The organism is Oricola sp. (assembly GCF_965230365.1).
In the GTDB taxonomy this organism is placed as follows: Bacteria; Pseudomonadota; Alphaproteobacteria; order Rhizobiales; family Rhizobiaceae; genus Oricola.
Genome location: NZ_OZ246003.1, coordinates 1,749,132 through 1,773,893 on the forward strand (window position 1 = coordinate 1,749,132; position 24,762 = coordinate 1,773,893).

Here is a 24,762-nt window from a genome sequence, read left to right on the forward strand (position 1 = left end):
TGTGAGTTCGAACCGAACTAATCGGGTTCCGCCGCAATGACAAGGCAGGTGTTCTGCCCGCCAAAGCCAAACGAGTTCGACAGGACGCGCCGAACAGGCGCCGACCGCTTGGTATTCGGCACCACATCCAGTTCGATCGCCGGGTCTGGGTTGACGTGATTGATTGTCGGCGGAAGCGTTCCGGTTCGGATGGTCAGTAGCGAAAAAACCGCCTCAATGGCGCCTGCGGCGGTAAGGGTGTGACCGATCATCGACTTGTTCGACGAGATCGGGACTTCTTTCAGTGCATCGCCGAAAACTTCGGACAGCGACAGGTACTCCATCTTGTCGTTTTCCGGCGTCGAGGTGCCATGCGCGTTGATGTAGTCTATATCGCCTGTGGAAACGCCGGCGTCGCCAAGCGCGGCGCGCACAGCGGCGATCGCCGGAGAGCCGTCCGGCTTGGAGCGGGTGCGGTGGAAATCGTCGGCGCATTCGCCGCAGCCTTCCAGGATTCCAAGCACCTCGGCACCGCGCGCGGCGGCCGATTCGAGCGTCTCCAGCACGAACGCGCCCGCGCCTTCGGCCATGACGAAGCCATCGCGGTCCTTGGAAAACGGCTTGGAGGCCGCTTCCGGAACCTCGTTCTGGGTCGACAGGGCGGACAGCAGCGAAAAACGGATCAGCGCCTCGGCTGTGACCGAGCCATCGGTTCCGACCGCGATGACGCGCTCTGCCTCGCCACGGCGGATGGCTTCAGCGCCAAGCTGGATCGCCGTGGCGCCGGACGCACAGGCTGTCGAAAGCGAAATCGGCAGGCCGCGGCTTCCGATGGTCTGCTGCAGCTTTTCGGCGATTGTCGCAAACAGCCCCGCCTTGAAGAACGCATCGTGTTCGCCGGACCGCGCAGCCAGGAGCATGCGGTCATATCCCGGGTTCTCGCCGCCGGCCTTCTTGCCGTCGGTATCAAGCGCAAAGCGCTGCCACCACTCCAGTTCCACAGGTGGCGCGGCGAGGAACAACCGGCCGCCGAAATCCTCGACAGGAAGTCCCGCTTCGGTGATGGCTTCGCTGGCTGCCGCCTCGGCGAGTGCGTAGGTCAATGCCGTCGAACCCGCCTCGACCGGGGTCATGAAATCGACCGTACCAGCAATTGTCGTGCGCAGGTGGTCGGTGGGGAAACGGCCGATGCGGTGAATACCGGACTGGCCGGCGGTCAGCTTGTCCCAGTTTTCGGACTTGCCTTTACCGAGCGATGAGACGACGCCGCTTCCGGTGATGGCGACAACGGGCCGGCCCGCATGATCAAGATGGCGCGTCATGCCTTGTCACCTTCGTTCGCCGAAAGCATGGCAATCCCCTCCGAATTGGCGAAACCGAGTGCGACCACGCCGATCTTGCGGGGCGCGTCGGCGGCTTCGCTTTCGAAAGTCGGATCGAGGGCCGGTAGGATCTGGTTCCGGTAAAGTGAGAGCGCTGCGACCGCGACAGCGAAGGATACCAGCGCTTCACGCAGATGGCCGGTTGCTGTGACGATGCCACGGACCGGGATCTGTGGAAATGCTTCGGTCAGGAACTGTCTCTCGTCGGCGGTCCGGGCATCGCCGCCTGATGCCGCCGAAACGATCATATCCGCTTCAGCCAGTCCGGTCTCGTCGGCCAAACGGTTCAGCCGCGCGATTGTACCCGCCGATTCGGTGCCGGCCTGATCGGCTGCAACCACGCCGAGGGACGCATAGATGCGGGCATTGCGCGCTTCGGCATGGGCGCGGCTTTCCAGCACGAGAAAGGCGCTGCCTGAGCCTGTGACGATGCCGCCGCCCTCGGCGGAGCCGCGTTGCCAGACCGGAGACCACGGGTCGCGATGCAGATGTTGGCCGAGTTCGTAACCCAACAACATGTCGGGATGTTCTGAGTTGTAGGCGCCGCCGACAAGTGCATGCGTCGACTGACCGGCGCGGATGCGTGCGGCAGCTGTCTGCAGGGCGGCGATGCTCGCGCCTTCTTCACCCATGAAGGTACGCGACGAGCCGGTTACCTTGTGAACGATGGAGATGTTTCCGGCAAGCAGATTGGACAGCTGCGCGAGGAAGAGCGTCGGCCGCAATTCGGTGGTCAAAGTCTCATTGACCAGAAGCTCGAGATCCGCCGCGCCCTCATCGGCGCGTGAGAGGATCATCGTGTCGACATCGGCGTCGCGCTCGCCGCCGCCTGCGGAGACGATCATGTCCATCGAACCGCAGAGCGCCGCATCGTCCTTCATGCCGGCGTCTGCCAGCGCCAGGCCGGCAGCGTAGGTGCCGGTGCGCTGCCATGCTTCCATCTGACGCTGGTCGCCACGCTTCGCGATCTGTTGCGACCAGTCGACCTCGGTCAAGGGATGGACGGTGTAGGGCGCAAAGCGGTCAGTGTCGATCACCGGCTTCGTGAAACCGGAAAACGCTTCCCAGTGGGCATCGGCGCCCTCGCCAAGCGAGGACAGCAGTCCTATCCCCGTGATGACGACATCATTCGGATTTTGCATCGTGACGTTTCCGGCTTGGCTGCGGCGGTGTGCCGGGCCGTCAGGCGGCCTTTGCGGCGACGAGATCGTCGATTTTCGCGCACAGGTTCTTCAGCACGAAGTATTCTTCGGTCGCCACCTTGCCGTCATTGACGTCCTGGGTCCACTGTTCGAGCGGAATCTTGATGCCGAATTCCTTGTCGATGGCAAAGACGATGTCCAGGAAGTCGAGGCTGTCGATACCGAGGTCGTCGATGGTGTGACTGTCCGGATTGATCGAATCGAGGTCGATTTCGCTGGTGTCGGCGATGATTTCAGCGACTTTGTCGAAGGTTGTGGACACGCTATCTTCCTTCATGTGTGCGTCCGAACTCTGATCGGCACGCCGTCTTCAGGTCATGTTGTTCAAGTGTTGCCGCTCTCTAGCCTTTTTGGCAACGAAGGAAAAGGCCGATATACGGCCGAGAATTCAACTCTTGCGCGAGATTGCTCCGGAACTCGCCTTGGTTGCCCGTAACACGGGCCGAAGTCAGACAAGGATGCGGATCATGGCGATTTTCGGGCAGTTGAAAACCGGTGAGGCTGTCGAACGGTATGAAATCGGCGGGGGAGGTCTGACCGCGTCGGTAATCACCTATGGCGCAGCGATTCGCGATCTGCGGCTAGCCGGACACGAAGCGCCGCTGGTTCTCGGCTTCGAAACACTGGATGACTATGTCCGGCATTCGCCGTTTTTCGGCGCGACCGTTGGACGTTTCGCCAACCGGATAGGCGGCGGGCACATCGTCGTCGACGGGCACGACTACCAACTCGATCGCAATGACGGCGCCAACACGCTGCATGGCGGAAAGGGCGGCTTTTCGCAGCGTGTCTGGCAGGTTGAGCGGGTCAGCGACAGCCATATCGAGATGGTCCTGGAGAGCCAGGACGGCGACATGGGGTTCCCGGGCCGGCTGGTCGCACGCTGCCGATACGAACTGGGCGAAGACGGATCGCTCGAGGTCACACTGACGGCGGAATGCGACGCGCCGACGGTCTGCTCGCTGGCGCATCACAGCTACTTCAACCTGTGTGACGGCGGTGCCGGCCCGGTCACGGCGCATGAGGTAAGAATTGACGCCGACACCTACTTGCCTGTCGACAGCGGACTGCTTCCGACCGGCGCGCCGAGACCGGTCGCCGATACCCGTTTCGATTTCCGGCAGATGCGGCGAATCAACAGCCACGATACGCGAGCCGACTACGATCTCAATTACTGCACCGGCACCGCGCGAATGCCGATCCGGGAGGTGGCGCGCGTAAGCGCACGGGAGACGGGCACCGAAATGACCGTCGAGACCACCGAGCCGGGCTTGCAGTTCTTCACCGCAGCCGCGCTCGATGTTCCTGTGCCCGGCCTCGGTGGCCGCAGATATGGTCACCACGCCGGATTTTGCCTGGAGACGCAGCTTTGGCCGGACGCGCCGAACCAGCCGTCCTTTCCCAACGCGCTGCTCCGCCCCGGCGGCAAATCCGTGCAGCGCACGATTTATCGATTCGCCAAAGGCCGGGGCTAACCGATCACAGGCGATAGAGCGCCAACTGCTCGGCAGGCACCAGCGCGCCATGGTGACGAATGACGATCCCTGCGATCCCGTGCGCGTAAAGCGCGGCCTTGTCCGGTAAACGGCCGCGCAGGCGGGCCGCCAGATAGGCGCCATTGAAGCTGTCCCCGGCGCCCGTGGTGTCGACCGGTTCGATCGTCTTCGGCGGCGCGATGGCCTCGATGTCGCCGCCGTGGCAGATCAGCGCGCTCCCGCTGCCATCCTTGACAACGATTTCGCCCGGTCCGCTGGCGAGAACTCGTTCGACAGTGGTGTCCGGCGCGTTGTCGCCAAACAGTGCATTCTCATCCTCGAAGGTCGGCAACGCAATGGATGCCGCACGATACCCTTCAGCGATCGCAGACCGCGCCGTGTCGGTGTCAGGCCACAGCCGCGGACGGTAGTTCGGATCGAATGCAACGGCAGCGTTGTTGTCGCGTGCATTGGCAATGGCAGCGAGCAGGGTTTGGCGCGACTGCGGATCGAGGATCGCCAGCGTGATGCCGGAGAAGTAGACGAGGCTGGCACCGTCGAGGCTGCGGCGCAGGCTTTCGGGGTCGCGCGCCAGTTCGCGTGCCGCAGAGGCATTGCGCCAATAGGTGAACGACCGCTCGCCGTGATCGTCCAGCGACACCGCGTAAAGCCCCGGGACTCGCCCGGAAACAATCGCACTGTGGGCGGTTCCGATGCCATTGGTGTTGAGAAAGGCGATTTGCTCGGCCGAAAACGGGTCCTCGCCGAATGCGCTGACATAGTCGCAGGCGACGTCGCCGTCGAGCAGCGCGCGCATGTACCACAGCGCATTCAGCGTATCGCCGGCGAAGCCCTGCCGCCAGATGTCGGCCTCGCGACCGTGCAACTCGATCATGCATTCGCCGATGGAGACTATCCGGGTCATGGCACTATCCAACTGGCCAATTTGTGAAGATGCAACCGTGCTGTTCGCGGCCGCTGGCGTGTTTCATAGCGTCAAGCAGTCGTGCCGCAGAGAGAGCCAGCTCGACTTCCTTGTTTAATAACAGGAGTTTACGCAGTATTCTCGCGGCAATTGCGACTGTCTTAAGCCTGTCACGAAAGCCGGTACAATGGGGACTTAGTAATGGGTGGACGATAGCCGACATGCAGGTCAAGGCGGTTATTTTCGACTGGGCAGGAACCTTGGTCGATTTCGGATCAATCGCGCCGCTGGTCTCGATCAGGCGAGCGTTCGAGGAATCGGATATCGAATTGAACGATTCCGACATCCGCGAGGGCATGGGATTGTCGAAGCCTGACCATATCCTGCAGATCACCCGCAGCGACCATGTTACCGCCCAGTGGCTCGAGAAACACGGCAAACCGTTCGACGATAACGATTTCGCGCGCATCCATGACGTCTACCGCGCCATCAACCGGCATGTCGCCAGCGAACGCGGCAAGCTGATCGATGGCGCGCTTGCGACCGTTGGCGCATTGCGGGCGCGCGACCTGATGATCGGCACGACCACCAGCTATTCGCGCGACATCTTGGAGCCACTGCTTTCGGTTGCGAAAGCGCAGGGCTTCGATCCGGACATTTCGATCTGTGCTGACGAGGTCACGACGGGCAGGCCAGCGCCATTGGCGGTGTACCAGATCATGGTGACGCTTGGCGTGTTCCCGCCGTCGTCGGTGATCAAGGTGGACGACACCCCGGTCGGCCTCATGGAAGGCAAGGCCGCCGGTACGTGGACTGTCGGGATCAGTGAATCGGGCAATGGGATCGGCCTGAGCGAAACGGATCTGGCGGTGCTCGATCCTGAAGAACGCGCGGCCCGGGTGCAGACGGCGGCGCGCGAACTTGTCGACGCGGGTGCTGATTATGTCATCGGTTCCGTCGCCGAGCTTCCCCAAGTGATAGATGATATCAACGAGCGGCTCGCAGAGGGCGAACGGCCCGAACTGCTGGAATACGAAATGGAAGCCGCATGACGAAAACTCGCAGCGTCGTGATGCGATCCGGTCGCACGCTTGTCACACGTTGCGCGTAGCAGGGTCGGACCTCGAAAGACTGTCTGATTCGGAAGCGATGCGTTACGCCATTTACTTTACGCCACCGCGCGATAACCCGCTCACAAGGAGAGCATCGGCCTGGCTCGGGCGCGATGCGTTCTCGGGTCTTGCATTGCCGCATGCCGAGCAGGCCAATCTGGCGCTCGGCGAATTGGCATATTTCACCGCATTGCCCCGTCGCTACGGGTTTCACGCGACCCTGAAGGCACCGTTCCGTCTGCCGGATGGGGTCAGCGAGAATGCGCTGCTGCAACTGGCCGAGCGGTTCAGCCGGGAAGCGTCGATGGTAACGATTCCGCGCATCTGCGTGACGCGGATCGGCGCGTTTTTCGCGCTCACCGCCGCTGACCCGAACCCTGCGCTGAACGCTTTCGCGGCACGGGTGGTTGCCGTCTTCGAGAAGATGCGGGCGCCGTTGACCGAACGCGAATTCGAACGCCGCGATCCCGACAAGCTCACGACGGCCCAACTGCGTAACCTGCAGAACTGGGGCTACCCTTACGTGTTCGACGAGTTCCGGTTTCACATGACGCTGACCGGGCCGGTCGACCAGGCGGACCGGCCGCGTGTCGATGCCGCGCTGCAGCAGAGTTTTGGCGAGTTTTTCGACGAGCCGCTGGAAATCGACCATATCGCGGTGTTCGTGGAGCGCGAGACGGGTGCGCCCTTCGAGGTGCATTCGCTGTTTCCCCTGTCATCGGCCCGGGACCGCCGGATAGCGTGAAGCCGGCGTGCCGGGCAGGCGGGCTAAGTCGGCTGTTACGCGTCAGAACAGCAACCGCACCGCGAAAAGCGTGATCGCCGGAAACGCCGCGAGGATGATGACGCGGACGATGTCGCTCAGCACGAAAGCCGAGACCGAGCGATAGGTGTGGCCGAGCGGGGTGTCGGCCGACAATCGGTTGATGACGAACAGGTTCATGCCGACCGGTGGCGTAATCAGCCCCACCTCCACGACGATCAGCACCAGCACGCCAAACCACAGGGCGAACTCCTCCGGCGACATGCCGAAATCCAGCTCCATCATGATCGGAAAGAAGATCGGGATGGTCAGCAGGATCATGGACAGCGAATCCATGACGCATCCGAAGAGAAGATAGATCGCCAGAACACATGCGAGCACCATCCATGGCGAGACGCCCATCTCGGCGACGAACATTGCCGCCTCCTGCGGAAGATGCGAAAGCGCGAGGAAGGAGTTGTAGACCGCCGCGCCAAACACGATGAAAAAAATCATCGCCGTGGCGCTGGCGGTCGCCTTCAGCGAATGGACCAGCTTCTGGCGGGTCAGGCCGCCATTGACGAGCGCGATCAGGCCGGTGCCGAACGCGCCGACAGCGGCCGCTTCGGTCGGCGTGAAGAAGCCCTGGTAGATGCCGCCGACAACGGCGATGAAAACCAGCAGCACCGGCCAGACATCGACCAGCGCGCGGAAGCGTTCCGCATAGGGCGCGCGCTCGCGCAACTGGTAGCTTGCCGGCCGCAGCCGCACATAGATCGCGATGGTGATGAGGTAACCGACTGCGGCGAGCAGGCCGGGCACCATCGCGGCGACGAACAGCTTGGCGATGTTCTGCTCGGTCAGGATGGCGTAGATGACGAGGATCACCGAGGGCGGGATCAGGATGCCGAGCGTACCGCCGGCGGCGAGCGTCGCGGTGGCGAGCGCACCGGAGTAGCCGTAGCGCTTCATCTCCGGCAGTGCGACTTGGCCCATGGTCGCGGCGGTGGCCAGCGACGACCCGCAGATCGAGCCGAAGCCGGCGCAGGCGCCTACTGCGGCCATCGCCACGCCGCCCTTGCGGTGGCCGAGCCATGTCTCGGCAGCGCGGAACAGCGCCTGGCTCATGCCGCCCAGCGTCGCGAACTGTCCCATCAAAAGGAACAGCGGCACGATCGACAGCGAATAGGAGGAAAAGGTCGAGAAGGGCAGGGTCTTCATCTGCGACAGGATCATCAGCGTCGAGCCGTTGATCAGGTAGATGCCGCCCAATCCGACGATCAGCATGGCCAATCCGATCGGAATGCGGATGAAGATCAGCGCAAGCAGGACTGGAAACGACCACAGGCCGAGTTCGATATTCGTCATGTCTGGTTCAGCCCGTTACGCGCGGAATCGGGATCGGCGAAGTCGCGGATCAGGCACCAGACGGAGACGATCAGGAAAACCCCGGCGCCGAGCGAGGCCGCCGCGTAGGCCCACCACAGCGGAAACTGCAGGATGAACGTCGTTTCACCGTAGCGGCGCGTGTCGAGCATGCCGATCCAGTGACGCCACAGGAACAGTGCGGCCACGGCGAGCATCAGCAGGTCGGCGACGACCTGCAGCACCCACGTTGCTTGGCCTGGCAGCCGGAGCGTGAAGATTTCGACAGTGGCGTGTCCGCGGGTCAAATGGCACCAGGGCAGGAAGGCAAAGACCGCAAAGGCGGTTCCGGCTTCCACCAGTTCGAAATCGCCGGGGACAGGGGCGAGGCCCGCAAAGACCAGAGACCGTCCGGTCACTGAAATCACGGTGAGCACGACCAGGGCAATCAGCACGCCGCCGCCGAGCAGCGCGGTGGCAAGCGCGATGCGATGCATCAGCCGGTCGATTGCGCGTATCATCCAGTGTCCCCCTTGTAGTCAGGCTCGTTAACGGATTTGGCCTGACTGATAAAGCGGTTTGTCCGACGGTCCCCATGACCGATCGCGACGTGTTGCCGCTGGGGCGCGATTGACGGCAAATCTTGTTTGGCATACTCCACTTTCGTTTTTCGGTTGCCGCTCGGGACAGTCTTGATCCGTTTTCCCCTGAAAGCTCTGGCCTGGATCTTCGCCGGCCTCTGCATCGTTCCGATTGTTGCTGTGGGTGTGGCCGCTGCCGGCGGCACCCTCGAAACGTGGATGCGGCTTACCAATACCGTCATGCCGCGGTTCATCTGGAATACCGTGCAATTGGTCGTCATGGTAGGGATTGGAACCGCGGCCATGGGCACGGGCGCTGCCTGGCTGGTCACGCTGTGCCGGTTTCCCGGTCGGCGCATTTACGAAATCGTGCTGGCACTGCCGCTGGCCTTTCCCGCCTATGTGCTGGCCTATGCCTATACCGATCTGCTCGATCATCCCGGTCCCGTGCAGTCTTTTCTGCGCGAGGTAACGGGGTGGGGTCCGCGCGATTACTGGTTCCCTGAAATCCGTTCGCTCGGCGGCGCGGCGCTGATGCTGATCTTCGTGCTCTACCCTTATGTGTATCTCCTGGCCCGTGCCGCGTTCCTGCGCCAGTCGCCAACCGCCTATTTCGCGGCGAGGACCATGGGGCACGGCCCGTGGAGCGCCTTTTTCCGGGTCAGCCTGCCAGTGGCGCGCCCGGCGATCGCCGGTGGGGTGATCCTCTGCCTGATGGAGACCGTTGCCGACTTCGGCACAGTCGCCCACTTTGGCGTGCAGACGTTTGCGACCGGCGTCTACCAGTCGTGGTTCTCGATGGGCGACCGGGCGGCGGCATCGCAACTGGCGTTCTGCCTGATGCTGGCGGCACTGATGTTGGTCGTTGCTGAAAACGCGCTACGCGGTGGCGCGCGCCATCACCAGGCCGGGCATCGGCTGGAAACAATGACGCCGCACGTTCTGCATGGCTGGCGTGCGGTCGGCGCCACCCTGGCGTGCCTGATACCGGTGCTGTGCGGTTTCGTCATTCCTCTCATCGTGTTGACCGACATGGCCGTGACCTCCGGGCAAAATCCGTTTGCGGGCCGCTATCTCGGCTTCGTCCAGAATTCGCTGACGCTCGCGTCGCTCGCGGCGGTGCTGACGGTTACCGGCGCGGTGTTTGTCGGATACCGGCTCCGTCTGGCACCGGGCACGGCGGCCTCGGCGACGAAAATCCTGGCCGGTATCGGTTATGCGCTTCCCGGTGCTGTTATCGCGGTCGGCCTGCTGGTGCCGTTCGCGCAGCTTGACAATGCCGTCGACGCGTTCTTTCGCGAGACCTTCGGATTTTCCACGGGTCTGGTGATCACGGGTTCGATCGTTCTGCTTCTGCTTGCCTATATGGTCCGGTTCATGGCCGCCGCGCTGTCGGCATTCGATACCGGCATGAGTGCGATCCGTCCGAATGTCGACGCGGTCGCCCGGACGCTTGGCGCGACAACTGGCGGCATGCTTGTGCGTGTCCACCTGCCGCTGATGCGCGCCAGCCTGCTGACCGCCGTGCTGATCGTGTTCGTCGATACGATGAAGGAACTGCCGGCCACGCTCATTTTGCGGCCGTTCAACTTCGACACGCTGGCAGTGCAGGCTTACCGGCTCGCCTCCGACGAGCGGTTGGCGCAGGCCGCTGTTCCGTCACTTGTGATCGTCGCATTTGGCCTGCTGCCGGTCATTATTCTATGCCGGTCGATAGCGCGTACCGGCAATACAGGCGTAAGCGGACAGTCGTTGTCGGCGGTGCCTTCGGTGGTTGACTAGAAAGTTTGGCTTTCATCGGGTGGTCCGTTCGGACCGGGCCGGAAAGGCGGCAGAGTGGTGCCGGGGGCCTCGGTTCGAGGACTTCCGCCCTCATCGCGCCGAATGGCGGCTTCCAGGCGGACGGATCGAGCATCTGGAATATGCGCGGGTCGATCGCAAATCGCCTGGGCTTGGCCGATTGCGCAACGAGCGCCGTTGCGGGAGCCTCGCAGGTGCCGTCCCTTGTTCCATTGTCCGGCTTCTGGCGACAGCAAAAAAAAGCCCGGCTGAAGCCGGGCTTGAGTGGTGTATCAAATACTTCGGGACAATTCTTCTTATTTGTATCCGACGGCATTGTAGATGTCCTGAGCGGCGGCCTGGTTCTCGCCGAGCGCCGAGAGGTTCAGGTCGTCTGCCTTGAACGTGCCGAGCTGGGTCACCGAAGCCGATAGGCCGATGCCTTCGACGACCGGGTATTCGTCATTACCCGAGGCAAGGTACTCCTGGGCGGAATCCGACGCGAGGTATTCAAGGAACTTGACGGCGTTGTCGCGATTGGGTGCGTTTTTCAGCATGCCGCCGGCCGAGATGTTGACATGGGTGCCATTGCCGTCCTGGTCTGGGAAGACCCAGCCGATACCGTCGGTCGATCCGGACAGGCCCTTGACGTCTTTGCGCAGGGCACGGGCGAAGTAGTAGCTGTTGGCGAGCACGATATCGCATTCGCCGGACACGATAGCGCGCAACTGGTCCGTGTCGCCGCCCTGCGGGTCGCGGCCGAGATTGTCCTTCAGGCCCTGCGCCCAGGCTTTTGCGCTGTCAGCGCCGTCTTCGGCGACGCGGGAGGCGAGCAGCGACAGCATGTAGATGTTGGAGCTGGAGCGCGCGCACACCTGGCCCTTGTATTTCGGGTCGGCGAGGTCGGCATAGGTCTGCGGCGGCTCGGACACGCGATCCTTGGAATAGAAGATCAGACGGGCACGGGTCGAGAAACCGAACCACAGATTGTCCGGGTGCTGCAGGGCGGCGGGAACGCGCTCTTCAAGCAGGTCGCTGTCGACGGAGCCGAGCAGGCCGGCATCGGCGGCGCGCCAGATGCGGCCGGCATCGACGGTCAGCAGAACATCGGCCGGGCTGTTGGCGCCCTCGGCCTTGAGGCGTTCGATCAGTTCGTCGGCTTTGCCTTCGATGCGGTTGATCTTGATGCCCGTCTTTTCCTCGAAGTCGGAATAGAGGCGCTCGTCGGTGTCGTAGTGACGCGACGAATAAAGGTTGATGACGCCATCGGCGAACGCTGACGCGGTGGCTGTCAGGGCGACGGAAGCCGACAGGATGGCTGTGGCGATGCGGGTGCGCAAAGGCATGAAATTACTCCAGGTTAAAGGTGAGCATGGAACTCATGTTTTCACTGCATCAGACCGCAGCCGGGGTCAACGGAAAAGTTGATAAAAAAGGTTTGGTAATCTGGAATGATTCCAGAAAGGGCGTTATATGGAGGGAAAGGAGACGCCTCATGCGCCTGACAAAACAGACCAACTACGCATTCCGCATTCTGATGTATTGCGCGACCAACACAGCCGGTTTGAGCCGTGTCGCGGAAATCGCGAAGGCATACGACGTGTCTGAGACGTTTCTTTTCAAGATCCTTCAGCCGCTGAACGAAGGCGGGCTGATCGAGACCGTCCGCGGGCGCAATGGCGGCGTGCGGCTGGCCCGGCCGGCAGCCGAGATTACACTGCTCGACGTCGTGCGTCTGACAGAAGATAACTTCAACATGGCCGAGTGTTTCGAGAAGGATGCATCGGACTGTCCGCTGGTCGATACATGCAAGCTCACGGCGGCGCTGCGCGAAGCGCTCAACGCCTTCTTTGCCGTCCTGGCGAAGTACAATGTGGAGGATCTGACGCGTCCTTCCGAACACCTCAGCTTCCTGCTCGGGATCGATGAAGCGGGTCCGCGCGTGGCTGCCCACTGAACCGTGGTCGCCAATCGGTGCCGAAACCGATTCCGGTTTCGTGATTTTCAAAAAACTGTGCCAATATCGACGCATGACGGTTTGCCGGTTCGCTGCATGGCGGACCGATTTGTGTGAATTGGGGGACTGGATATGCGTTGGGCAGACGAGATGACGAAGACCGCACGAAAAAACCTGTACTACGGCACACTGGCGATGGCCCTGTTGTCCGGCCCCGCTGCGGCGCAGACGCTGGGCGGCGAGGCGAAGGCGACCGGCACCTATGACGGGCAGTCGGTCGAATCACCTGCCGGCCCGTTTGCCACCGATCTGCAGCCGCTGGTGTCGGAACTGGTGATAACGGCTTCGGGCAGCCTCGACATTTCGGGCGGCGAAGCTGCCGACAAGGCCGACGCCGGCGATACGGTGACCTACGCATTCTCGGTGACCAACAATGGCAATGTCGCGATCGGCGGCGTGCAGCCGACGCTTTCGGTGACTGCAGGCGACACACCCGCCGAGGGCGAGGCTGGCGCGTTTCAGCCGCAATCGGCTGATATTGCGGCAGGCGAGACGCAGGAGTTTATCGTCGCCTACCGGCTTGCGCAGACCGACATCCTGCGTGCGGCCGGACTGGATGGCGGACTGTCGGCTGCGGCCAGTGTCGCGGGGACAGGCCATGCCGGCGGCGTGAGCGCGGAGACGGTTGCGAATGTGTCGATCGATGCCGATCCGCAATTGGCGATCCTTGTCGAGACCAGGCTGGACAAGGCGGATGGCAACAGCGGCGGCAAGGCACAGACGGGAGACACGGTCACCTATGTCTACACCGTTACCAATACCGGAAATGTGCCGATTTCCGACGTGCGTATAACCGGTGCCCTTGGCGAGAAAACGCTTCTTTCGACCGCTTCCGCCGGTAAGGAAAATGGACCGTGGGACGAGACCCAGACCACCGCCGATGTGTTGAAACTCAGCGACGATGCGAGTGGAACCGACGGGTCGTGGGATGTGCTGGGCGCGGGTGGCGCAATCATGTTCACCTATGTTCACACCATCACCCAGGCCGAATTCGAGGCGCAGTAAGGGACCGCCTGAAAAGCGGCAAGGCGGTCTTGCTCCGACCATCACGGACGACGTTGCGACTATCAGGCAGGCTGGCTGCCGCCAACCACATGGCGGTGTGCTGGCTCGCCCTGTCATGCGCGCTTGCCGGCCCGGCGGCGGCCGACATTGCCGCCACGGTGACCGCAAGCGGCAGCTATCGCAGCGCGACCGTGGACTCGCCGCCGGTGATCACACGCGTCGAGACGACACCGGTGTCGCCGTCCTTTCGGCTGACGCCCGAATCGGCGTTTGTCGACGAGGATGGAATTGACGGGGTTTCGACAGGCGACACGGCCGAATTCGCGGTGACGATCGAAAACACCGGCAACACGGTGCTCAAGGCGATCCTCATCGAGACGGAAACCGACCAGTCCGGCCGGCTGCTGCCGGCGCTGGCGCTGCCCGAAGGCGCAGCGGCGCCGCTTGGCGTTGGCGAGACGCGGCGCGTCGTCATGCGCCAGCCGCTGGATCGTGACACGATCGAGGACAACAGCGCGCTGCGCAGCATGATCACGATCTCGGCCTTCGGCGCTGACATCCGGGTGCGTGATCGCACCTTCGCCACCGTCGACATCCCGCCATTGCAAGGCATCGAGCCGCGTCAGATATCGCTTGCGGCGACGGTTGCCGAAAACGCAATCGCGCCGGGTGACGACATCGCCGTGGTAATCACGGCGTTCAACCGGGGCGGCGGGCCGCTGGTGGCGACCCTGACCGCCGAGCTTGCCGCGGGGTTCGACTTCGTCGACGAAATGGTCTCGCGGGACGGCAAGCTGGTGGTTCCGGTCGTCGATGGCGCCCGCGTGATGGTTGGCGATGTCGGGGTGCCGCCGGGTGGCAGCGCCACGGTGCGGGTTCCGGTCGTGACCACCGAACTCCTGAAAAGCGGCATGCATCCGATTGTGGCGTCGATCAGCGACCCGTTTACCGGAATTGCATTGGCGCCGGCCTCCGAAGTGTTGCTGCACGTGGCCGGCGACGGGATAAACCCGTGTGCCGGGCTGTCGATCCTGGTGTTCGACGATGGCGACCGGGACGGCGCGCTGGGCGCCGGTGAACCTGGCATCGCTGGCGTGCGGATGTTGCCGGATATCGGCCTGCCGGTGACCACCGGCGCCGACGGGCGCTATGTGTCGCCTTGCGCAACCGTTTCCCGGTTGGGCGGCGTCGACATCGAACTCGAGGTGGCGACGGAGACGCTGCCGGACAACTATTTCGTGACGACCGAAAATCCGCTGCGGGTGCGCGTGGAACGCGGCGAGACCGCCGACATGGCGTTCGGCGCAGCCGTTGCCCGGATCGTGCGGGTGGATCTCAACGCGGCGGCGTTCACGCACAACGACGCGGAACCGGAGGCCGATCTGTCCGACGACATCACGCATCTGGTTTCGGTTCTGGGCGAACAGCCGTCGCAGGTGCGGCTGACCTATCACTCCTACAACGAGGCCGGCGACTTGCCGGCGCGCCGGCTGGAGGCGATCCGCAGGATGATCATGCGGCGCTGGGCCGCGGCCGGCGAGACCTATCCGCTGATCGTCGAAACCCGGGTGGCGGAAGGCGGTTGAGCAGCGGTTGACGGCGCTCCGATCTATCGATAATTCGAGAATTATTGATATATGGGGATCTGCCATGGACCTGTCGCGCCGGCTTGCCGCGGAATTCATCGGAACTGCCTTCCTGCTCGCAACCGTGGTCGGCTCGGGCATCATGGCGGAGAACCTGGCCGGCGGGAACGTCGCCATCGCGCTGCTCGGCAATACGATCCCCACCGGCGCGATCCTCGTTGTGTTGATCACCATGCTCGGGCCGGTGTCCGGCGCGCATTTCAACCCGGCGGTCACCTTCGCGTTCCGGCTGCGCGGCGAGATTTCGCTGCCCGACGGGGTTGCCTATGTGGCGGTGCAGGTGGCCGGCGGGCTGATCGGCGTGTGGATCGCCCACGCGATGTTCGCGGAAGCCATATTCCAGGCATCGACCACGGTGAGAACCGGCGGACCGCAGTGGATTGCCGAAACCGTCGCCACCTACGGGCTGGTGTTCACCATCTTCGCGACATTGCGCGCCAATGCCGCCGCCGTGCCGATGGCCGTCGGCCTCTACATCACCGCTGCCTACTGGTTCACCGCCTCGACCTCGTTCGCCAATCCGGCAGTGACCATCGCGCGCGGCTTTTCCGACACCTTCGCCGGCATCCGCCCGGCCGATGTGCCGCTTTTCGTCGCCATGCAGTTCGTCGGCGCGGCGCTTGCCTGGGCAACCTGCCGCTGGCTGTTTGCCGCAGGGGCGGAAAACGACGAAGCGGCTTGAAGCCGTCCCTCCGATCTGGTCTTAATCGCGCCCCGGAGAGTGATTGCAGGGAGAAGACCGGATGGGCGGGTATGTGTTGGCCATCGACCAGGGGACAACCTCTTCGAGGGCGATCGTGTTCGATGGCGACCAGGCGATTGCCGGCGTCGGCCAGAAGGAGTTTCCACAGCATTTCCCGCGCTCGGGATGGGTCGAGCACGACCTTGAAGACATCTGGAACAGCGTGGTCGAGACCTGCCGCGATGCGATCCTTGAGGCCGGGATAACGGCGGCGGACATCGCTGCGATCGGCATCACCAACCAGCGCGAAACCGTCGCCATGTGGAACCGCGAGACCGGCGAACCGGTCAACAACGCGATCGTCTGGCAGGACCGGCGCACCGCCGAATTGTGCGACAGGCTGAAGGCGGATGGCCGCGAGCCGCTGTTTACCGGGAAAACCGGGCTGCTGCTCGATCCTTACTTCTCCGGCACCAAGATCGCCTGGCTGCTCGACAATGTGGATGGGCTGCGGGCCCGCGCCGAGGCTGGCGAGATCGCGTTTGGCACCATCGACACGTTCCTGATCTGGCGGCTGACCGGCGGCGCGCGCCACGTGACAGACGCGACCAACGCGTCGCGCACGCTGGTCTACAACATCGCCGACAACGCATGGGACGCCGAGCTTCTCGGCATTCTCGACATCCCCGAGGCGATCATGCCGCAGGTGCTTGATTGCGCGGCCGATTTCGGCACGGCGCGCGCCGGAATCCTCGGCGCGGAAATCCCGATCTACGGGGTGGCCGGCGACCAGCAGGCGGCGACCATCGGCCAGGCCTGCTTCGAGCCGGGCATGTTCAAATCGACTTACGGGACGGGCTGCTTCGCGCTGCTCAACACCGGCGCGGACCGCGTGGCGTCGAAGAACCGCATGCTGACGACGATTGCCTATCGTCTCGATGGCGAGACGACCTATGCGCTGGAAGGTTCGATCTTCATGGCCGGCGCTTCGGTGCAGTGGCTGCGCGACGGTCTCGGAATCATCGACAGCGCGGCGGCCAGCGGCGACATGGCGGCTGACGCCGATCCCGAACAGGACGTCTATCTGGTGCCGGCTTTCGTCGGTCTTGGCGCGCCGCACTGGGACGCCAATGCGCGCGGCGCGATATTCGGACTGACGCGCGGCACCGGACCGAACGAGATCGCGCGTGCGACGCTCGAATCGGTCTGCTATCAGACCCGCGATCTGCTTGACGCAATGCATGGCGACTGGGGCGAGGCGGACAGTGCATCGACCACGCTGCGTGTCGATGGCGGCATGGTCGTCTCCGACTGGACCATGCAATGCCTCGCCGACATCCTCGACGCACCGGTCGACCGGCCGCAAGTGCTGGAGACGACGGCGCTTGGTGCTGCCTGGCTCGCCGGTTCGCGCGCCGGCGTGTGGCCGGACCGTGACGGTTTTGCCCGAACCTGGGCGCTGGAGCGCAAGTTCGAGCCGGCGATGGACGCCGCAACGCGAGAGCGCAAATATGCTGGCTGGCGCGATGCGATCGCGCGCACCTTGTCGGGACATTCCGCATGAATGCCGCCCGCACCGCCGTCACGCTGCTTGGCACCAAGGGCGGCCCGGCCGTCAATCCGGGCAGCCCGATGCCGACGTCCAGCCTGGTGCGGCTCGGCGGCGAGCATATCGTCGTCGATTGCGGGCTCGGGGTGACGCGGGCGCTGACCGATCAGCAGTTGCGGTTGCCGGACCTTCGCACCATCGTCATCACGCATCTGCATTCCGACCATTATCTGGAACTGGGGCCGCTGCTTCATACCGCATGGACTGCAGGCCTGAAGGACAAGGTTACGGTCTACGCTCCCTCCGGTCTGGCCGCCTATTGGCGCAGCTTCCTGGCCTCGATGGCCTACGACATCGAGACCCGGATCGCCGATGAGGGTCGGCCGGATATCAAGAAACTGGTCGAATTGCGGCCCCTGGGCGAGGGCGCGCATGAGCTTGGCCCTGTGACCATGCGGGCGATGCGCAATAGCCATCCGCCGATCACCGACAGCTACGCATTGCGTTTCGAGGCCGGCGGCCGGTCGATCGTCTTTTCCGGCGACACAGCGCCGTTCGACGGCTTTGTCGAGTTCGCGGCCGGCGCCGATATCCTCGTCCATGAGGCGATGCATGGCGAGGGCGTCGACCGGCTGGTGGCGCGTGTTGGCAACGGAACGAGGCTGCGCGAACACCTCGTTGCCAGCCACACAGAGGCCGCCGATGTCGGCCGGATCGCGGCGGAAGCCGGCGTCAAGGTGCTGGCCTTGCATCACCTGGTGCCGAGCGACGATCCGCAGATCACCCACGATGACTGGGAAAGGACGGTCCGCCGGCACTGGGCCGGGCCGCTGGTGATCGGTCAAGACGGTATCGAAGTGACCATCGACTGAGGTTTGCAGGCGCGCCGACTTGGTAGGGATTGACCTGCGTCGATTCTCAATATAACTAATCGGTTATGAAATCGATTGGTTATGCAGAAGATGCCGACCCACTCAATGCTGTGTTCTCGGCGCTTTCGGATCCGACGCGGCGGGCGATCCTGACACGGCTAGCGGCCGGCGAGGCGACCGTGAACGAGATTGCCGAGCCGTTCCAGATGAGCCAGCCGGCTGTGTCGAAACATCTCAAGGTGCTGGAGCGGGCCGGGTTGATCGAGCGCGGGGTCGACCGCCAGCACCGGCCGGCGCGGCTGAAGGCCGAGCCTATGGCCGCGGCCTCGGCATGGCTGGAGGATTTCGAGCGCTTCTGGACCGGCAGCTTCGATCAGCTCGATGACCTGCTGGCCGAACTGAAACCATCCGAAAAGGGAAGGGACCAAACATGACCAGCCTGCCGACTTATGTTCTGGAACGGAAGTTCAACGCGCCGCCGCAGCTGGTCTGGAAGACATGGACCGATCCGCAACTGCTGCCGCGCTGGTACGGGCCGAACGTCGAGTCGGTCGTCCACCGCATCGACGCCGTTCCCGGCGGATTGTGGCTGCACGAGATGCGCTGGGGCGGCAATTCGAACTTCCAGCGGGCCGAATATCTGGAGGTGAGCGAGCCCGAAAGGCTGGTGTTCGTGCAGTCCTCGGCCGATGCGGACTGGAACATCATCGATAATCCGATGATGCCCGGCTGGCCGCGCATGATGCGCACGGAAGTCGTGCTCACGGAAGAAGCCGGCGGAACCGCGATGCGGCTGACATGGTCGCCGCATGAAGCGAGCGATGCCGAGATCGCCGCATTCGCTGGCAGCATGGAAGGCGCCGGCAAGGGTTGGGGTTCTGGAATGGACCTGCTGGAGGCGTTGCTCGCGGAATTGCAGGCGTAGGCCCGGCCTCTACAACCCGCCCTGGTCGACCAGGAAGTCGACGATCTCGGCCACGCCGTCGCCGCGCTTCAGGTCGGTGAAGACGAAGGGCCGGCCAGCGCGCCCGGTTTCCGCGTCGCCGCGCATGCGGTCCAGATCGGCGCCGACATGCGGCGCCAGATCGGTCTTGTTGATCAGCAACAGGTCGGATCGGGTGATCGCCGGCCCGCCCTTGCGCGGAATGTCGTCGCCCTGACAGACCGAGATCACGTAAAGCGATAGGTCGGCCAGATCGGGCGAGAAGGTCGCCGCCAGGTTGTCGCCGCCCGACTCGATGAACACCACATCGAGATCCGGTACGCGGGTCCGCAGCCGTTCGATTGCCCTGAGATTGATCGAGGCGTCCTCGCGGATCGCCGTGTGCGGGCAGCCGCCGGTCTCCACGCCCTCGACCCGCTCGGCGGGCAGCGCCTGCATGCGGGTCAGCGCCTCGGCGTCCTCGCGGGTGTAGATGTCGTTGGTCACCACGCCGACGGAAAGCCGGTCGCGCAGCGCCTGGCACAGTTGCGCGGTCAGCGTCGTCTTGCCGGAGCCGACCGGCCCGCCAATGCCGACGCGCAGCGGGCCGTTGGGAGATGTGGTCATGAAAGAAACAGCCTGGGTTGAAGGGTCTCGTGTCGCATGGCCGCAATATCGGCCATGATCGTGTTGCTGCCAAGCGCATCGAGCGCTGAACCGGCGGCGCGGCTCGCCGTCTCGGCGATCAGCGGTTCCAGCCCGGCAAGCAGCCGCGCCGCGCCGTTCTGGCCGGTCAGCGACAGCCGGATGGCGGCTTGCAACTGGTTGGTGACGAAAGCGTGCAGAAAGGCGGCCAGACCGTCTTCCAGCGCGATGTCCTGACGTCCGCAGATCGCGCCGACGGCCACGCAAAGCGGCATGTCGCAGCCCGGCAATGCGCCTTCGCCGACCCAGTTTGCCGCCGCCTGCCGGAACGCTGCGCCCTGGTCCACGGTTTCGCGCCGCCGTTCGGCGGCCAGCGCCATGGCGCAGCCCAGTTCCGCCAGACCGCTCAGCGCGTTCGTGTCGTCTGCCACACGCCAGGCTGCGGCAAACAGCACTGCGTCGTTCCATAGCGGGCCGGCGCGCAGCATGGCGGCGATCCAGGCCTCGAGATCGGCCTCGCTTGCGACCGCGCCGGTTGCAGCGGCCTGTTCCAGGCTCGCCGAATAGGCGAAGCCGCCGGTCGGAAACACCGGCGACAACCAGGACATCAGGCGAAGCAGGGCGGTCGTGTCAGCCATGATGGTGGCTGTGATCGTGATGATGGTGGCTGGAATGCGGGTCGCCATAGGCGCCGCCTTCCGGATCGAACGGCGCTTCGATGTCGCTCACGGCCGCGCCGAGGCCTTCCAGCATGTCGCGGATCACGGCATCGCGGCGGATCAGAATGCGGTCGGCGAGGATCTGCGCGGCAAGGTGGCGATTGCCGATCTGCCAGGCAAGCGCCAGCAGGTGGCGCGCATCGCGGCCGCGCACCTCGTAAAGCGCCTCCGGCTCGGCGCAAACGGCGATGACCCGGCCATCGTCGAGCACCAGGCCGTCGCCGTGCCTCAGCAGGCGTGCTTCGGGCAGATCGAGCAGAAACTCCACGCCGTTGTCGGAGACCATTCTCATGCGCCGGCGGTGGCGCGCGGTCTCGTCCAGCGTGATCGTATCGGCGGGATCGTCAAAATGTCGGGTGATCGAAGCGGCGTTCGGCATGATGCCGAGATTACACCCGATTTCCGGTTTTGCGCCAGCGCCTTGTCGCCCAAACCATCAGCAGGATCAGAAGCAGCGACATGGCCACGGTCGTCGAGGCCGCCTTGACCTGCGAGTGGAAACTCGCAGCCGCCACCATGGCCGGCGTCACGCCGTCCGGACCGGCCTTCAGCATGGCGGCGACGTCGATATTCTCCCAATAGTCGAAGACCATGCCGGGAAGGGCGATGGCAGGGAGCGCCAGGCGCGCCACACCCCAGCCCTTCGGCGTCAACAGGTGGATCGACCAGCCGAGCGTGAGCGCCAGCAGGGCCGGGTACGCGATGTCCAGCCGGTGTTGCACGGCGGCATAGAACTTCGCGCCCTCCGGCGACAGGGCGCGCAGAAAAGCGCGGGCTTCTTCGAATGTGTAGCCGCCCGGCCGCATGTCGAAAACCGTCTGCCCATCGGCCTCGCCACTTATGAACGGCATCGACCAGACCAGCATGACTGCATAGATTGTGAGGGTGGCGGCCGCGACGGTCCAGAAGATAGGTCGCGACCGCACGATCATGTCAGTTCAGCACCAGTTTCTCGATCTCGTGGACCGGGTGGTGCGTCAAGTCCTTGGCGACTTCGGCGACGATGCGTTCGCGCACGGTCTTGTTCCATTCCTTGCGCATGTCGCCGAGCACCGTCGGCGGTGCGACCACGACCAGTTGCGAGAATCGGCCGTTTAGCGCCCGCTTGTGAAGACGGTCCGCGACCTCCTTGGCGAAGCGCTGCTTCTCGACACGGTGCCAGTCGGTTTCCTGGACCGAACTGCGGTGCGTGCCGTTGCCGCCATTGGACAGCCTGCCTGGCTTGTCCGCCGATTGTTCGCGGTCCGGCGGGTTGGCATGCTCGAGTTCCCGAAACACTTCGAGGTTGGGATAGACTTCGTCGCCTTCATTGCGCAGGAACAACGCCTTCTCGCCATCGGCGATCACCAGCCAACCGTCGTGTTTGAGCTTGATGCCGGACATCTCTGTCTCCTTCTTGTTATTGGCGAACGAGACTTGCATGTCGCGGAGCCGAATCAATTGATCCGGCTCAAACGGATGCGCTCAATCGCTCATCCGCATGAAGTATTGGCGGGATCGCGAAAAACGCCAGTGGCAGTTCCTCGCAGCTGACCGCCAGAAGGCCGCCGCCGGCGTCCACATCGAGGCCCTTCGGGCCGCCTTCCGCGACATTGGCATGGCCGCGCAGGAACGTCTCGTCGTCCATCACCCGGACGCTGCACACAGGGCGATGGTCGCCAAGCCAACGCCCGTCTTTCGAGGCATAGACATGCACATGGGGCGCGCCGGCATCGGCGACGCAAAGCTGCGTGCCGCCGGCCAGAAACCGCAGGCCGTGCGGATAGGCGATGCCCAACAGCCTCCCGACCGGTTCCGAACCCGGCCGCAACCCGGCTTGACGGTCGTAGACAACGACAGTCGATGTGTTGTGGTTGCTGATCGCGACCCGCTTTCCGTCCGGGGTGACGGCGATGCCGTCCGGCACGTCGAGGCCGCGCCTCAGCGCAACCGCGTTGCTGCTCAGCCCGAAGCGCCGCCCGACGGGGAAGCGGTGGCGCGTGACCAGATCCGCGTAGTTGTTGCAGACGAGGATCTCGGCATGGCCGCGTGAAAACCGCGTCACGCAGACCGAACCCGGCGAGCGCACATTCCTGAACGGCGCGGACCGCTTGATCGTGCGCACGGGATCGCGGTGGAACACGGCTTCTTCCACAGTGTCCGCTGGCCGGATGTCGAACACCGCGATCCGCCCGCCGCGGTTCGTCACCACCAGATGGTCGTTGCCGATGAAGTCGAATCCATGCGGATTGCACAGGCTGCTTGAGCGCAGCTCCCGCCAGCCGGAGATGCGCGGCGCATAGGTGCCGTGAGGGCCGGCAAGGGCGATGTCGAAGATGCAGATCGCATTGTCGTGGAAGCGGGCCACAGCGAGCCTGGTGTTGTCTGGCGAAAAGCGGATATCTTCGGTACGCCCGAGCGTCGACAGTTTCGCTTCGACCGTCGGCGCGAGATCGGCGTGGACACGGACAAGGTCCCGTTCCGCACCGAATACCACAGTATTCGCTGCCACATTCATCGGTGCGCTTCACTCCCAACCTTCGATGCAGCCCCGAAAGACAGTTCGGTAACACGTGTTGCTGGCGGCTCTCAAGTGTTTCCTCGCATTGCGGGTGGCTGGCTTTATGGTCCTCGACAAGGGCAGGGACGCTGCGAGGTCGGTCAAATCTGTGGATACCGCCGCGCCGGGAAACCCATGTGTTTCAACACATTGGCGCAGCATTTAGCTGTAAGTAATGGCTGACGCTCCTGGCGAAATCGATGCGGTGCTGCTTTGGGTCGATGGCTGCGATCCGGCGTTCAGGGCTTCACTCGCGCCCCATATCGACCGCTCCAATTTCGGTGCTGCCGTCAACCGGTTTCGCAGCAATGGCGAGTTGAGATACGCGCTGCGCTCGATCGAACGCTTCGCGCCGTGGGTGCGCCACGTCCATCTCGTGACCAACGGGCAGGTGCCTGGCTGGCTCGACCGCTCGACGGTGCGGCTGGTTTCGCATCGAGAAATCTTCCCCGATCCATCGGTCCTTCCGGTGTTCAACAGTTGCGCCATCGAACTGTGTCTGCACCGCATCGAGGGACTGTCCCGCCATTTCCTTTACATGAACGACGACATGTTTTTCGGCCGCCCCACGCCGCGCGAGTATTTCTTCGCCGACAACGGTGCGCCCAAGGTGCTCTTTCAGGAAACCCACCTTCACGACCGGGCAGGCGAGGGCGCCTTGCATAACCGCTCGTTCGGGTACACCCAGAACATCATCGCGCAGGAAACCGGGCGCCGGATGCCGCGTTTCATCTTTGCTCATGCGCCGGTCGTGCTGGACCGCCTCAAAATCAAGGAACTTGTGGCCCGCTATGCGGGGGAAGTCCGCAAGACGCTGGCGCATCGGTTTCGACATCCCGAAGATCTCAGCATCAGGGTTGTCTACAACAGTCACGTCACCGAAGAACGATACGACGGTAGCGTGGCCCATGAGGTGCTGCGGCGCGGGTCGGACTATGACTTTCTGATGCTCGGATCGGGCCTGCGCCGTGACATCCGGCAACTGCGCAGTCTGCGGCGGATCATGCCGCGCCTGTTCTGCATCAATGACGACCTTGGCGATGGGATGGCCGCAGCCGTTTCGCTTTTTGCTCTCCGCAAAACGCTGCAGTCGATTCTGCCCGACCGTTCGGGCTTTGAAATGACCTCGGAGGCAGGACCGGCGGGCATACGCGCCGGCGTTCAGCCCGGCAAGAAGCCGTCGTCAAGAATGTCGCCGATCGAGAACGGGCAGTCTTCCGGGAAGGTCTCGAAGTCGAGGCCGGTTTCCTTTTCCGCGTCTACACGGGCTTCCCGATAGACGGTGATCAGCTCTTCGGCCGGATAGTTTTTAAGGCTCGGGTTTTTGTTAAGTGCTTTTTTAAGGCGATCCCGTTGAACCTTGATGCTTGCTTCCCAGCCGCTTTTGCGCTTTTCGCTTTGGTACTTCCACTTCAGGAGGTGAAGCAGGAGTACAGCAAGGCGGCTCTCGATCTCGCGCTTTTCGCTCCGTCCCGAGCTCTCGATCTCCTCGGCCAGGTTTTCCCGGTCGAGCAGGTTGAGCTTACCGTCACGCAGCAGACGCCCTTGTTCGACCGTCCACTGATGATAGTCGGTGTCGTAGGGTGTCAGGTGCTCGACGCGCGAAAACTTGTTCATGTGCGGT

At 63.6% G+C, this 24,762-nt stretch carries 27 protein-coding genes; 13 read left to right on the forward strand and 14 right to left on the reverse strand.

Going from position 1 to position 24,762, the window contains the following annotated elements; genetic code table 11:
• Positions 1 to 17: 17 nt before the first annotated feature.
• Genes ACO06R_RS08370 through ACO06R_RS08380 form a run of 3 tightly spaced genes read right to left on the reverse strand, consistent with a single transcriptional unit; the run spans position 18 to position 2,825 of the window.
• Entirely contained in the window at positions 18 to 1,301 is a 1,284-nt protein-coding gene (locus tag ACO06R_RS08370; protein WP_421858409.1) for a beta-ketoacyl-ACP synthase, read from the reverse strand.
• On the reverse strand, positions 1,298 to 2,503 hold the full coding sequence (locus tag ACO06R_RS08375; protein WP_421858411.1) for a beta-ketoacyl-ACP synthase: 1,206 nt from the start codon (positions 2,501 to 2,503) through the stop codon (positions 1,298 to 1,300). The genes ACO06R_RS08370 and ACO06R_RS08375 overlap by 4 nt, the downstream gene beginning before the upstream one ends.
• A gap of 40 nt (positions 2,504 to 2,543) precedes the next feature.
• On the reverse strand, positions 2,544 to 2,825 hold the full coding sequence (locus ACO06R_RS08380) for an acyl carrier protein (protein WP_421859293.1): 282 nt from the start codon (positions 2,823 to 2,825) through the stop codon (positions 2,544 to 2,546).
• Positions 2,826 to 3,030: 205 nt separating this feature from the next.
• On the opposite strand from ACO06R_RS08380, the gene ACO06R_RS08385 reads away from it, so the two are divergent.
• Positions 3,031 to 4,038, forward strand: coding sequence for an aldose epimerase family protein (locus tag ACO06R_RS08385; protein ID WP_421858413.1), 1,008 nt, complete (start codon positions 3,031 to 3,033; stop codon positions 4,036 to 4,038).
• A gap of 4 nt (positions 4,039 to 4,042) precedes the next feature.
• On the opposite strand, the gene ACO06R_RS08390 is transcribed toward ACO06R_RS08385, so the two are convergent.
• Complete coding sequence (locus tag ACO06R_RS08390) at positions 4,043 to 4,963, reverse strand: sugar kinase (protein ID WP_421858415.1); 921 nt, start codon at positions 4,961 to 4,963, stop codon at positions 4,043 to 4,045.
• Positions 4,964 to 5,184: 221 nt separating this feature from the next.
• Between ACO06R_RS08390 and phnX the strand changes: the two genes are divergently transcribed.
• Together phnX and ACO06R_RS08400 are read left to right on the forward strand one after the other, a co-directional pair.
• Positions 5,185 to 6,015 (forward strand): phosphonoacetaldehyde hydrolase, encoded by an 831-nt coding sequence (gene phnX / locus ACO06R_RS08395; RefSeq protein ID WP_421858418.1) that lies wholly within the window; start codon positions 5,185 to 5,187, stop codon positions 6,013 to 6,015.
• Positions 6,016 to 6,112: 97 nt separating this feature from the next.
• Positions 6,113 to 6,820 carry a DUF1045 domain-containing protein gene (locus tag ACO06R_RS08400; RefSeq protein ID WP_421858420.1) on the forward strand — a complete coding sequence of 236 codons (708 nt, stop codon included), beginning with the start codon at positions 6,113 to 6,115 and terminating at the stop codon, positions 6,818 to 6,820.
• A gap of 42 nt (positions 6,821 to 6,862) precedes the next feature.
• Here the strand turns inward: ACO06R_RS08400 and ACO06R_RS08405 are convergent, their stop codons facing one another.
• Positions 6,863 to 8,185 carry a TRAP transporter large permease gene (locus tag ACO06R_RS08405; protein ID WP_421858422.1) on the reverse strand — a complete coding sequence of 441 codons (1,323 nt, stop codon included), beginning with the start codon at positions 8,183 to 8,185 and terminating at the stop codon, positions 6,863 to 6,865.
• Positions 8,182 to 8,703 (reverse strand): TRAP transporter small permease, encoded by a 522-nt coding sequence (locus tag ACO06R_RS08410; RefSeq protein ID WP_421858424.1) that lies wholly within the window; start codon positions 8,701 to 8,703, stop codon positions 8,182 to 8,184. The genes ACO06R_RS08405 and ACO06R_RS08410 overlap by 4 nt, the downstream gene beginning before the upstream one ends.
• Positions 8,704 to 8,874: 171 nt before the next feature.
• On the opposite strand from ACO06R_RS08410, the gene ACO06R_RS08415 reads away from it, so the two are divergent.
• A complete protein-coding gene (locus ACO06R_RS08415; RefSeq protein ID WP_421858427.1) occupies positions 8,875 to 10,545 on the forward strand; it encodes an ABC transporter permease in 1,671 nt (556 codons plus the stop codon).
• Between the two features lie 314 nt (positions 10,546 to 10,859).
• Here ACO06R_RS08415 and ACO06R_RS08420 read toward each other — a convergent pair whose 3' ends face one another.
• Positions 10,860 to 11,888 (reverse strand): Fe(3+) ABC transporter substrate-binding protein, encoded by a 1,029-nt coding sequence (locus tag ACO06R_RS08420; protein WP_421858430.1) that lies wholly within the window; start codon positions 11,886 to 11,888, stop codon positions 10,860 to 10,862.
• 149 nt (positions 11,889 to 12,037) lie between these two features.
• Between ACO06R_RS08420 and rirA the strand changes: the two genes are divergently transcribed.
• The 8 genes from rirA to ACO06R_RS08460 all read left to right on the forward strand — a co-directional run bounded on the left by rirA (position 12,038) and on the right by ACO06R_RS08460 (position 19,238).
• Complete coding sequence (gene rirA, locus ACO06R_RS08425; protein ID WP_421859297.1) at positions 12,038 to 12,499, forward strand: iron-responsive transcriptional regulator RirA; 462 nt, start codon at positions 12,038 to 12,040, stop codon at positions 12,497 to 12,499.
• Positions 12,500 to 12,649: 150 nt separating this feature from the next.
• A complete protein-coding gene (locus ACO06R_RS08430; RefSeq protein ID WP_421858433.1) occupies positions 12,650 to 13,564 on the forward strand; it encodes a DUF7507 domain-containing protein in 915 nt (304 codons plus the stop codon).
• 29 nt (positions 13,565 to 13,593) lie between these two features.
• On the forward strand, positions 13,594 to 15,150 hold the full coding sequence (locus ACO06R_RS08435; protein WP_421858435.1) for a hypothetical protein: 1,557 nt from the start codon (positions 13,594 to 13,596) through the stop codon (positions 15,148 to 15,150).
• A 64-nt stretch (positions 15,151 to 15,214) separates the two neighbouring features.
• Positions 15,215 to 15,892, forward strand: coding sequence for an aquaporin (locus ACO06R_RS08440; protein ID WP_421858437.1), 678 nt, complete (start codon positions 15,215 to 15,217; stop codon positions 15,890 to 15,892).
• A 61-nt stretch (positions 15,893 to 15,953) separates the two neighbouring features.
• Positions 15,954 to 17,456 (forward strand): glycerol kinase GlpK, encoded by a 1,503-nt coding sequence (gene glpK / locus ACO06R_RS08445; RefSeq protein WP_421858440.1) that lies wholly within the window; start codon positions 15,954 to 15,956, stop codon positions 17,454 to 17,456.
• Positions 17,453 to 18,313 carry an MBL fold metallo-hydrolase gene (locus ACO06R_RS08450; protein ID WP_421858442.1) on the forward strand — a complete coding sequence of 287 codons (861 nt, stop codon included), beginning with the start codon at positions 17,453 to 17,455 and terminating at the stop codon, positions 18,311 to 18,313. Before glpK ends, ACO06R_RS08450 begins: the two co-directional genes overlap by 4 nt.
• Before the next feature lie 65 nt (positions 18,314 to 18,378).
• Positions 18,379 to 18,747 carry an ArsR/SmtB family transcription factor gene (locus tag ACO06R_RS08455; RefSeq protein ID WP_421858445.1) on the forward strand — a complete coding sequence of 123 codons (369 nt, stop codon included), beginning with the start codon at positions 18,379 to 18,381 and terminating at the stop codon, positions 18,745 to 18,747.
• Positions 18,744 to 19,238 carry an SRPBCC family protein gene (locus tag ACO06R_RS08460; protein WP_421858448.1) on the forward strand — a complete coding sequence of 165 codons (495 nt, stop codon included), beginning with the start codon at positions 18,744 to 18,746 and terminating at the stop codon, positions 19,236 to 19,238. Before ACO06R_RS08455 ends, ACO06R_RS08460 begins: the two co-directional genes overlap by 4 nt.
• 9 nt (positions 19,239 to 19,247) lie before the next feature.
• Here the strand turns inward: ACO06R_RS08460 and ureG are convergent, their stop codons facing one another.
• From ureG to ACO06R_RS08490, 6 genes are all read right to left on the reverse strand, one after another.
• Entirely contained in the window at positions 19,248 to 19,862 is a 615-nt protein-coding gene (gene ureG, locus ACO06R_RS08465; protein ID WP_421858451.1) for an urease accessory protein UreG, read from the reverse strand.
• Positions 19,859 to 20,566 (reverse strand): urease accessory protein UreF, encoded by a 708-nt coding sequence (locus ACO06R_RS08470; protein WP_421858453.1) that lies wholly within the window; start codon positions 20,564 to 20,566, stop codon positions 19,859 to 19,861. The genes ureG and ACO06R_RS08470 overlap by 4 nt, the downstream gene beginning before the upstream one ends.
• Complete coding sequence (locus ACO06R_RS08475; protein ID WP_421858456.1) at positions 20,511 to 20,978, reverse strand: urease accessory protein UreE; 468 nt, start codon at positions 20,976 to 20,978, stop codon at positions 20,511 to 20,513. The genes ACO06R_RS08470 and ACO06R_RS08475 overlap by 56 nt, the downstream gene beginning before the upstream one ends.
• Positions 20,979 to 20,988: 10 nt before the next feature.
• Positions 20,989 to 21,525: a hypothetical protein gene (locus ACO06R_RS08480; RefSeq protein WP_421858457.1), complete on the reverse strand. Its 537-nt coding sequence runs from the start codon at positions 21,523 to 21,525 to the stop codon at positions 20,989 to 20,991.
• A gap of 7 nt (positions 21,526 to 21,532) precedes the next feature.
• Positions 21,533 to 21,982, reverse strand: a complete 450-nt coding sequence (locus tag ACO06R_RS08485) for a host attachment family protein (protein WP_421858460.1) — start codon at positions 21,980 to 21,982, stop codon at positions 21,533 to 21,535.
• A 67-nt stretch (positions 21,983 to 22,049) separates the two neighbouring features.
• Positions 22,050 to 23,096 carry a YncE family protein gene (locus ACO06R_RS08490; protein WP_421858462.1) on the reverse strand — a complete coding sequence of 349 codons (1,047 nt, stop codon included), beginning with the start codon at positions 23,094 to 23,096 and terminating at the stop codon, positions 22,050 to 22,052.
• A 217-nt stretch (positions 23,097 to 23,313) separates the two neighbouring features.
• On the opposite strand from ACO06R_RS08490, the gene ACO06R_RS08495 reads away from it, so the two are divergent.
• A complete protein-coding gene (locus ACO06R_RS08495; RefSeq protein WP_421858465.1) occupies positions 23,314 to 24,417 on the forward strand; it encodes a stealth conserved region 3 domain-containing protein in 1,104 nt (367 codons plus the stop codon).
• On the opposite strand, the gene ACO06R_RS08500 is transcribed toward ACO06R_RS08495, so the two are convergent.
• Entirely contained in the window at positions 24,300 to 24,755 is a 456-nt protein-coding gene (locus ACO06R_RS08500; RefSeq protein WP_421858468.1) for a DUF29 domain-containing protein, read from the reverse strand. The two genes, ACO06R_RS08495 and ACO06R_RS08500, sit on opposite strands and share 118 nt — an antisense overlap.
• Between the last annotated feature and the right edge of the window lie 7 nt (positions 24,756 to 24,762).

Coding starts and splice junctions, on each gene's coding strand:
- ACO06R_RS08490 (WP_421858462.1), bottom strand. CDS start 23,096: ATGAATGTGGCAGCGAATACTGTGGTATTCGGTGCGGAACGGGACCTT.
- ACO06R_RS08495 (WP_421858465.1), top strand. CDS start 23,314: ATGGCTGACGCTCCTGGCGAAATCGATGCGGTGCTGCTTTGGGTCGAT.
- ACO06R_RS08420 (WP_421858430.1), bottom strand. CDS start 11,888: ATGCCTTTGCGCACCCGCATCGCCACAGCCATCCTGTCGGCTTCCGTC.
- ACO06R_RS08370 (WP_421858409.1), bottom strand. CDS start 1,301: ATGACGCGCCATCTTGATCATGCGGGCCGGCCCGTTGTCGCCATCACC.
- phnX (WP_421858418.1), top strand. CDS start 5,185: ATGCAGGTCAAGGCGGTTATTTTCGACTGGGCAGGAACCTTGGTCGAT.
- ACO06R_RS08405 (WP_421858422.1), bottom strand. CDS start 8,185: ATGACGAATATCGAACTCGGCCTGTGGTCGTTTCCAGTCCTGCTTGCG.
- ACO06R_RS08440 (WP_421858437.1), top strand. CDS start 15,215: ATGGACCTGTCGCGCCGGCTTGCCGCGGAATTCATCGGAACTGCCTTC.
- ACO06R_RS08430 (WP_421858433.1), top strand. CDS start 12,650: ATGACGAAGACCGCACGAAAAAACCTGTACTACGGCACACTGGCGATG.
- ureG (WP_421858451.1), bottom strand. CDS start 19,862: ATGACCACATCTCCCAACGGCCCGCTGCGCGTCGGCATTGGCGGGCCG.
- ACO06R_RS08460 (WP_421858448.1), top strand. CDS start 18,744: ATGACCAGCCTGCCGACTTATGTTCTGGAACGGAAGTTCAACGCGCCG.
- ACO06R_RS08475 (WP_421858456.1), bottom strand. CDS start 20,978: ATGCCGAACGCCGCTTCGATCACCCGACATTTTGACGATCCCGCCGAT.
- ACO06R_RS08385 (WP_421858413.1), top strand. CDS start 3,031: ATGGCGATTTTCGGGCAGTTGAAAACCGGTGAGGCTGTCGAACGGTAT.
- ACO06R_RS08375 (WP_421858411.1), bottom strand. CDS start 2,503: ATGCAAAATCCGAATGATGTCGTCATCACGGGGATAGGACTGCTGTCC.
- glpK (WP_421858440.1), top strand. CDS start 15,954: ATGGGCGGGTATGTGTTGGCCATCGACCAGGGGACAACCTCTTCGAGG.
- ACO06R_RS08470 (WP_421858453.1), bottom strand. CDS start 20,566: ATGGCGACCCGCATTCCAGCCACCATCATCACGATCACAGCCACCATC.
- rirA (WP_421859297.1), top strand. CDS start 12,038: ATGCGCCTGACAAAACAGACCAACTACGCATTCCGCATTCTGATGTAT.
- ACO06R_RS08390 (WP_421858415.1), bottom strand. CDS start 4,963: ATGACCCGGATAGTCTCCATCGGCGAATGCATGATCGAGTTGCACGGT.
- ACO06R_RS08500 (WP_421858468.1), bottom strand. CDS start 24,755: ATGAACAAGTTTTCGCGCGTCGAGCACCTGACACCCTACGACACCGAC.
- ACO06R_RS08410 (WP_421858424.1), bottom strand. CDS start 8,703: ATGATACGCGCAATCGACCGGCTGATGCATCGCATCGCGCTTGCCACC.
- ACO06R_RS08400 (WP_421858420.1), top strand. CDS start 6,113: ATGCGTTACGCCATTTACTTTACGCCACCGCGCGATAACCCGCTCACA.
- ACO06R_RS08485 (WP_421858460.1), bottom strand. CDS start 21,982: ATGTCCGGCATCAAGCTCAAACACGACGGTTGGCTGGTGATCGCCGAT.
- ACO06R_RS08455 (WP_421858445.1), top strand. CDS start 18,379: ATGAAATCGATTGGTTATGCAGAAGATGCCGACCCACTCAATGCTGTG.
- ACO06R_RS08450 (WP_421858442.1), top strand. CDS start 17,453: ATGAATGCCGCCCGCACCGCCGTCACGCTGCTTGGCACCAAGGGCGGC.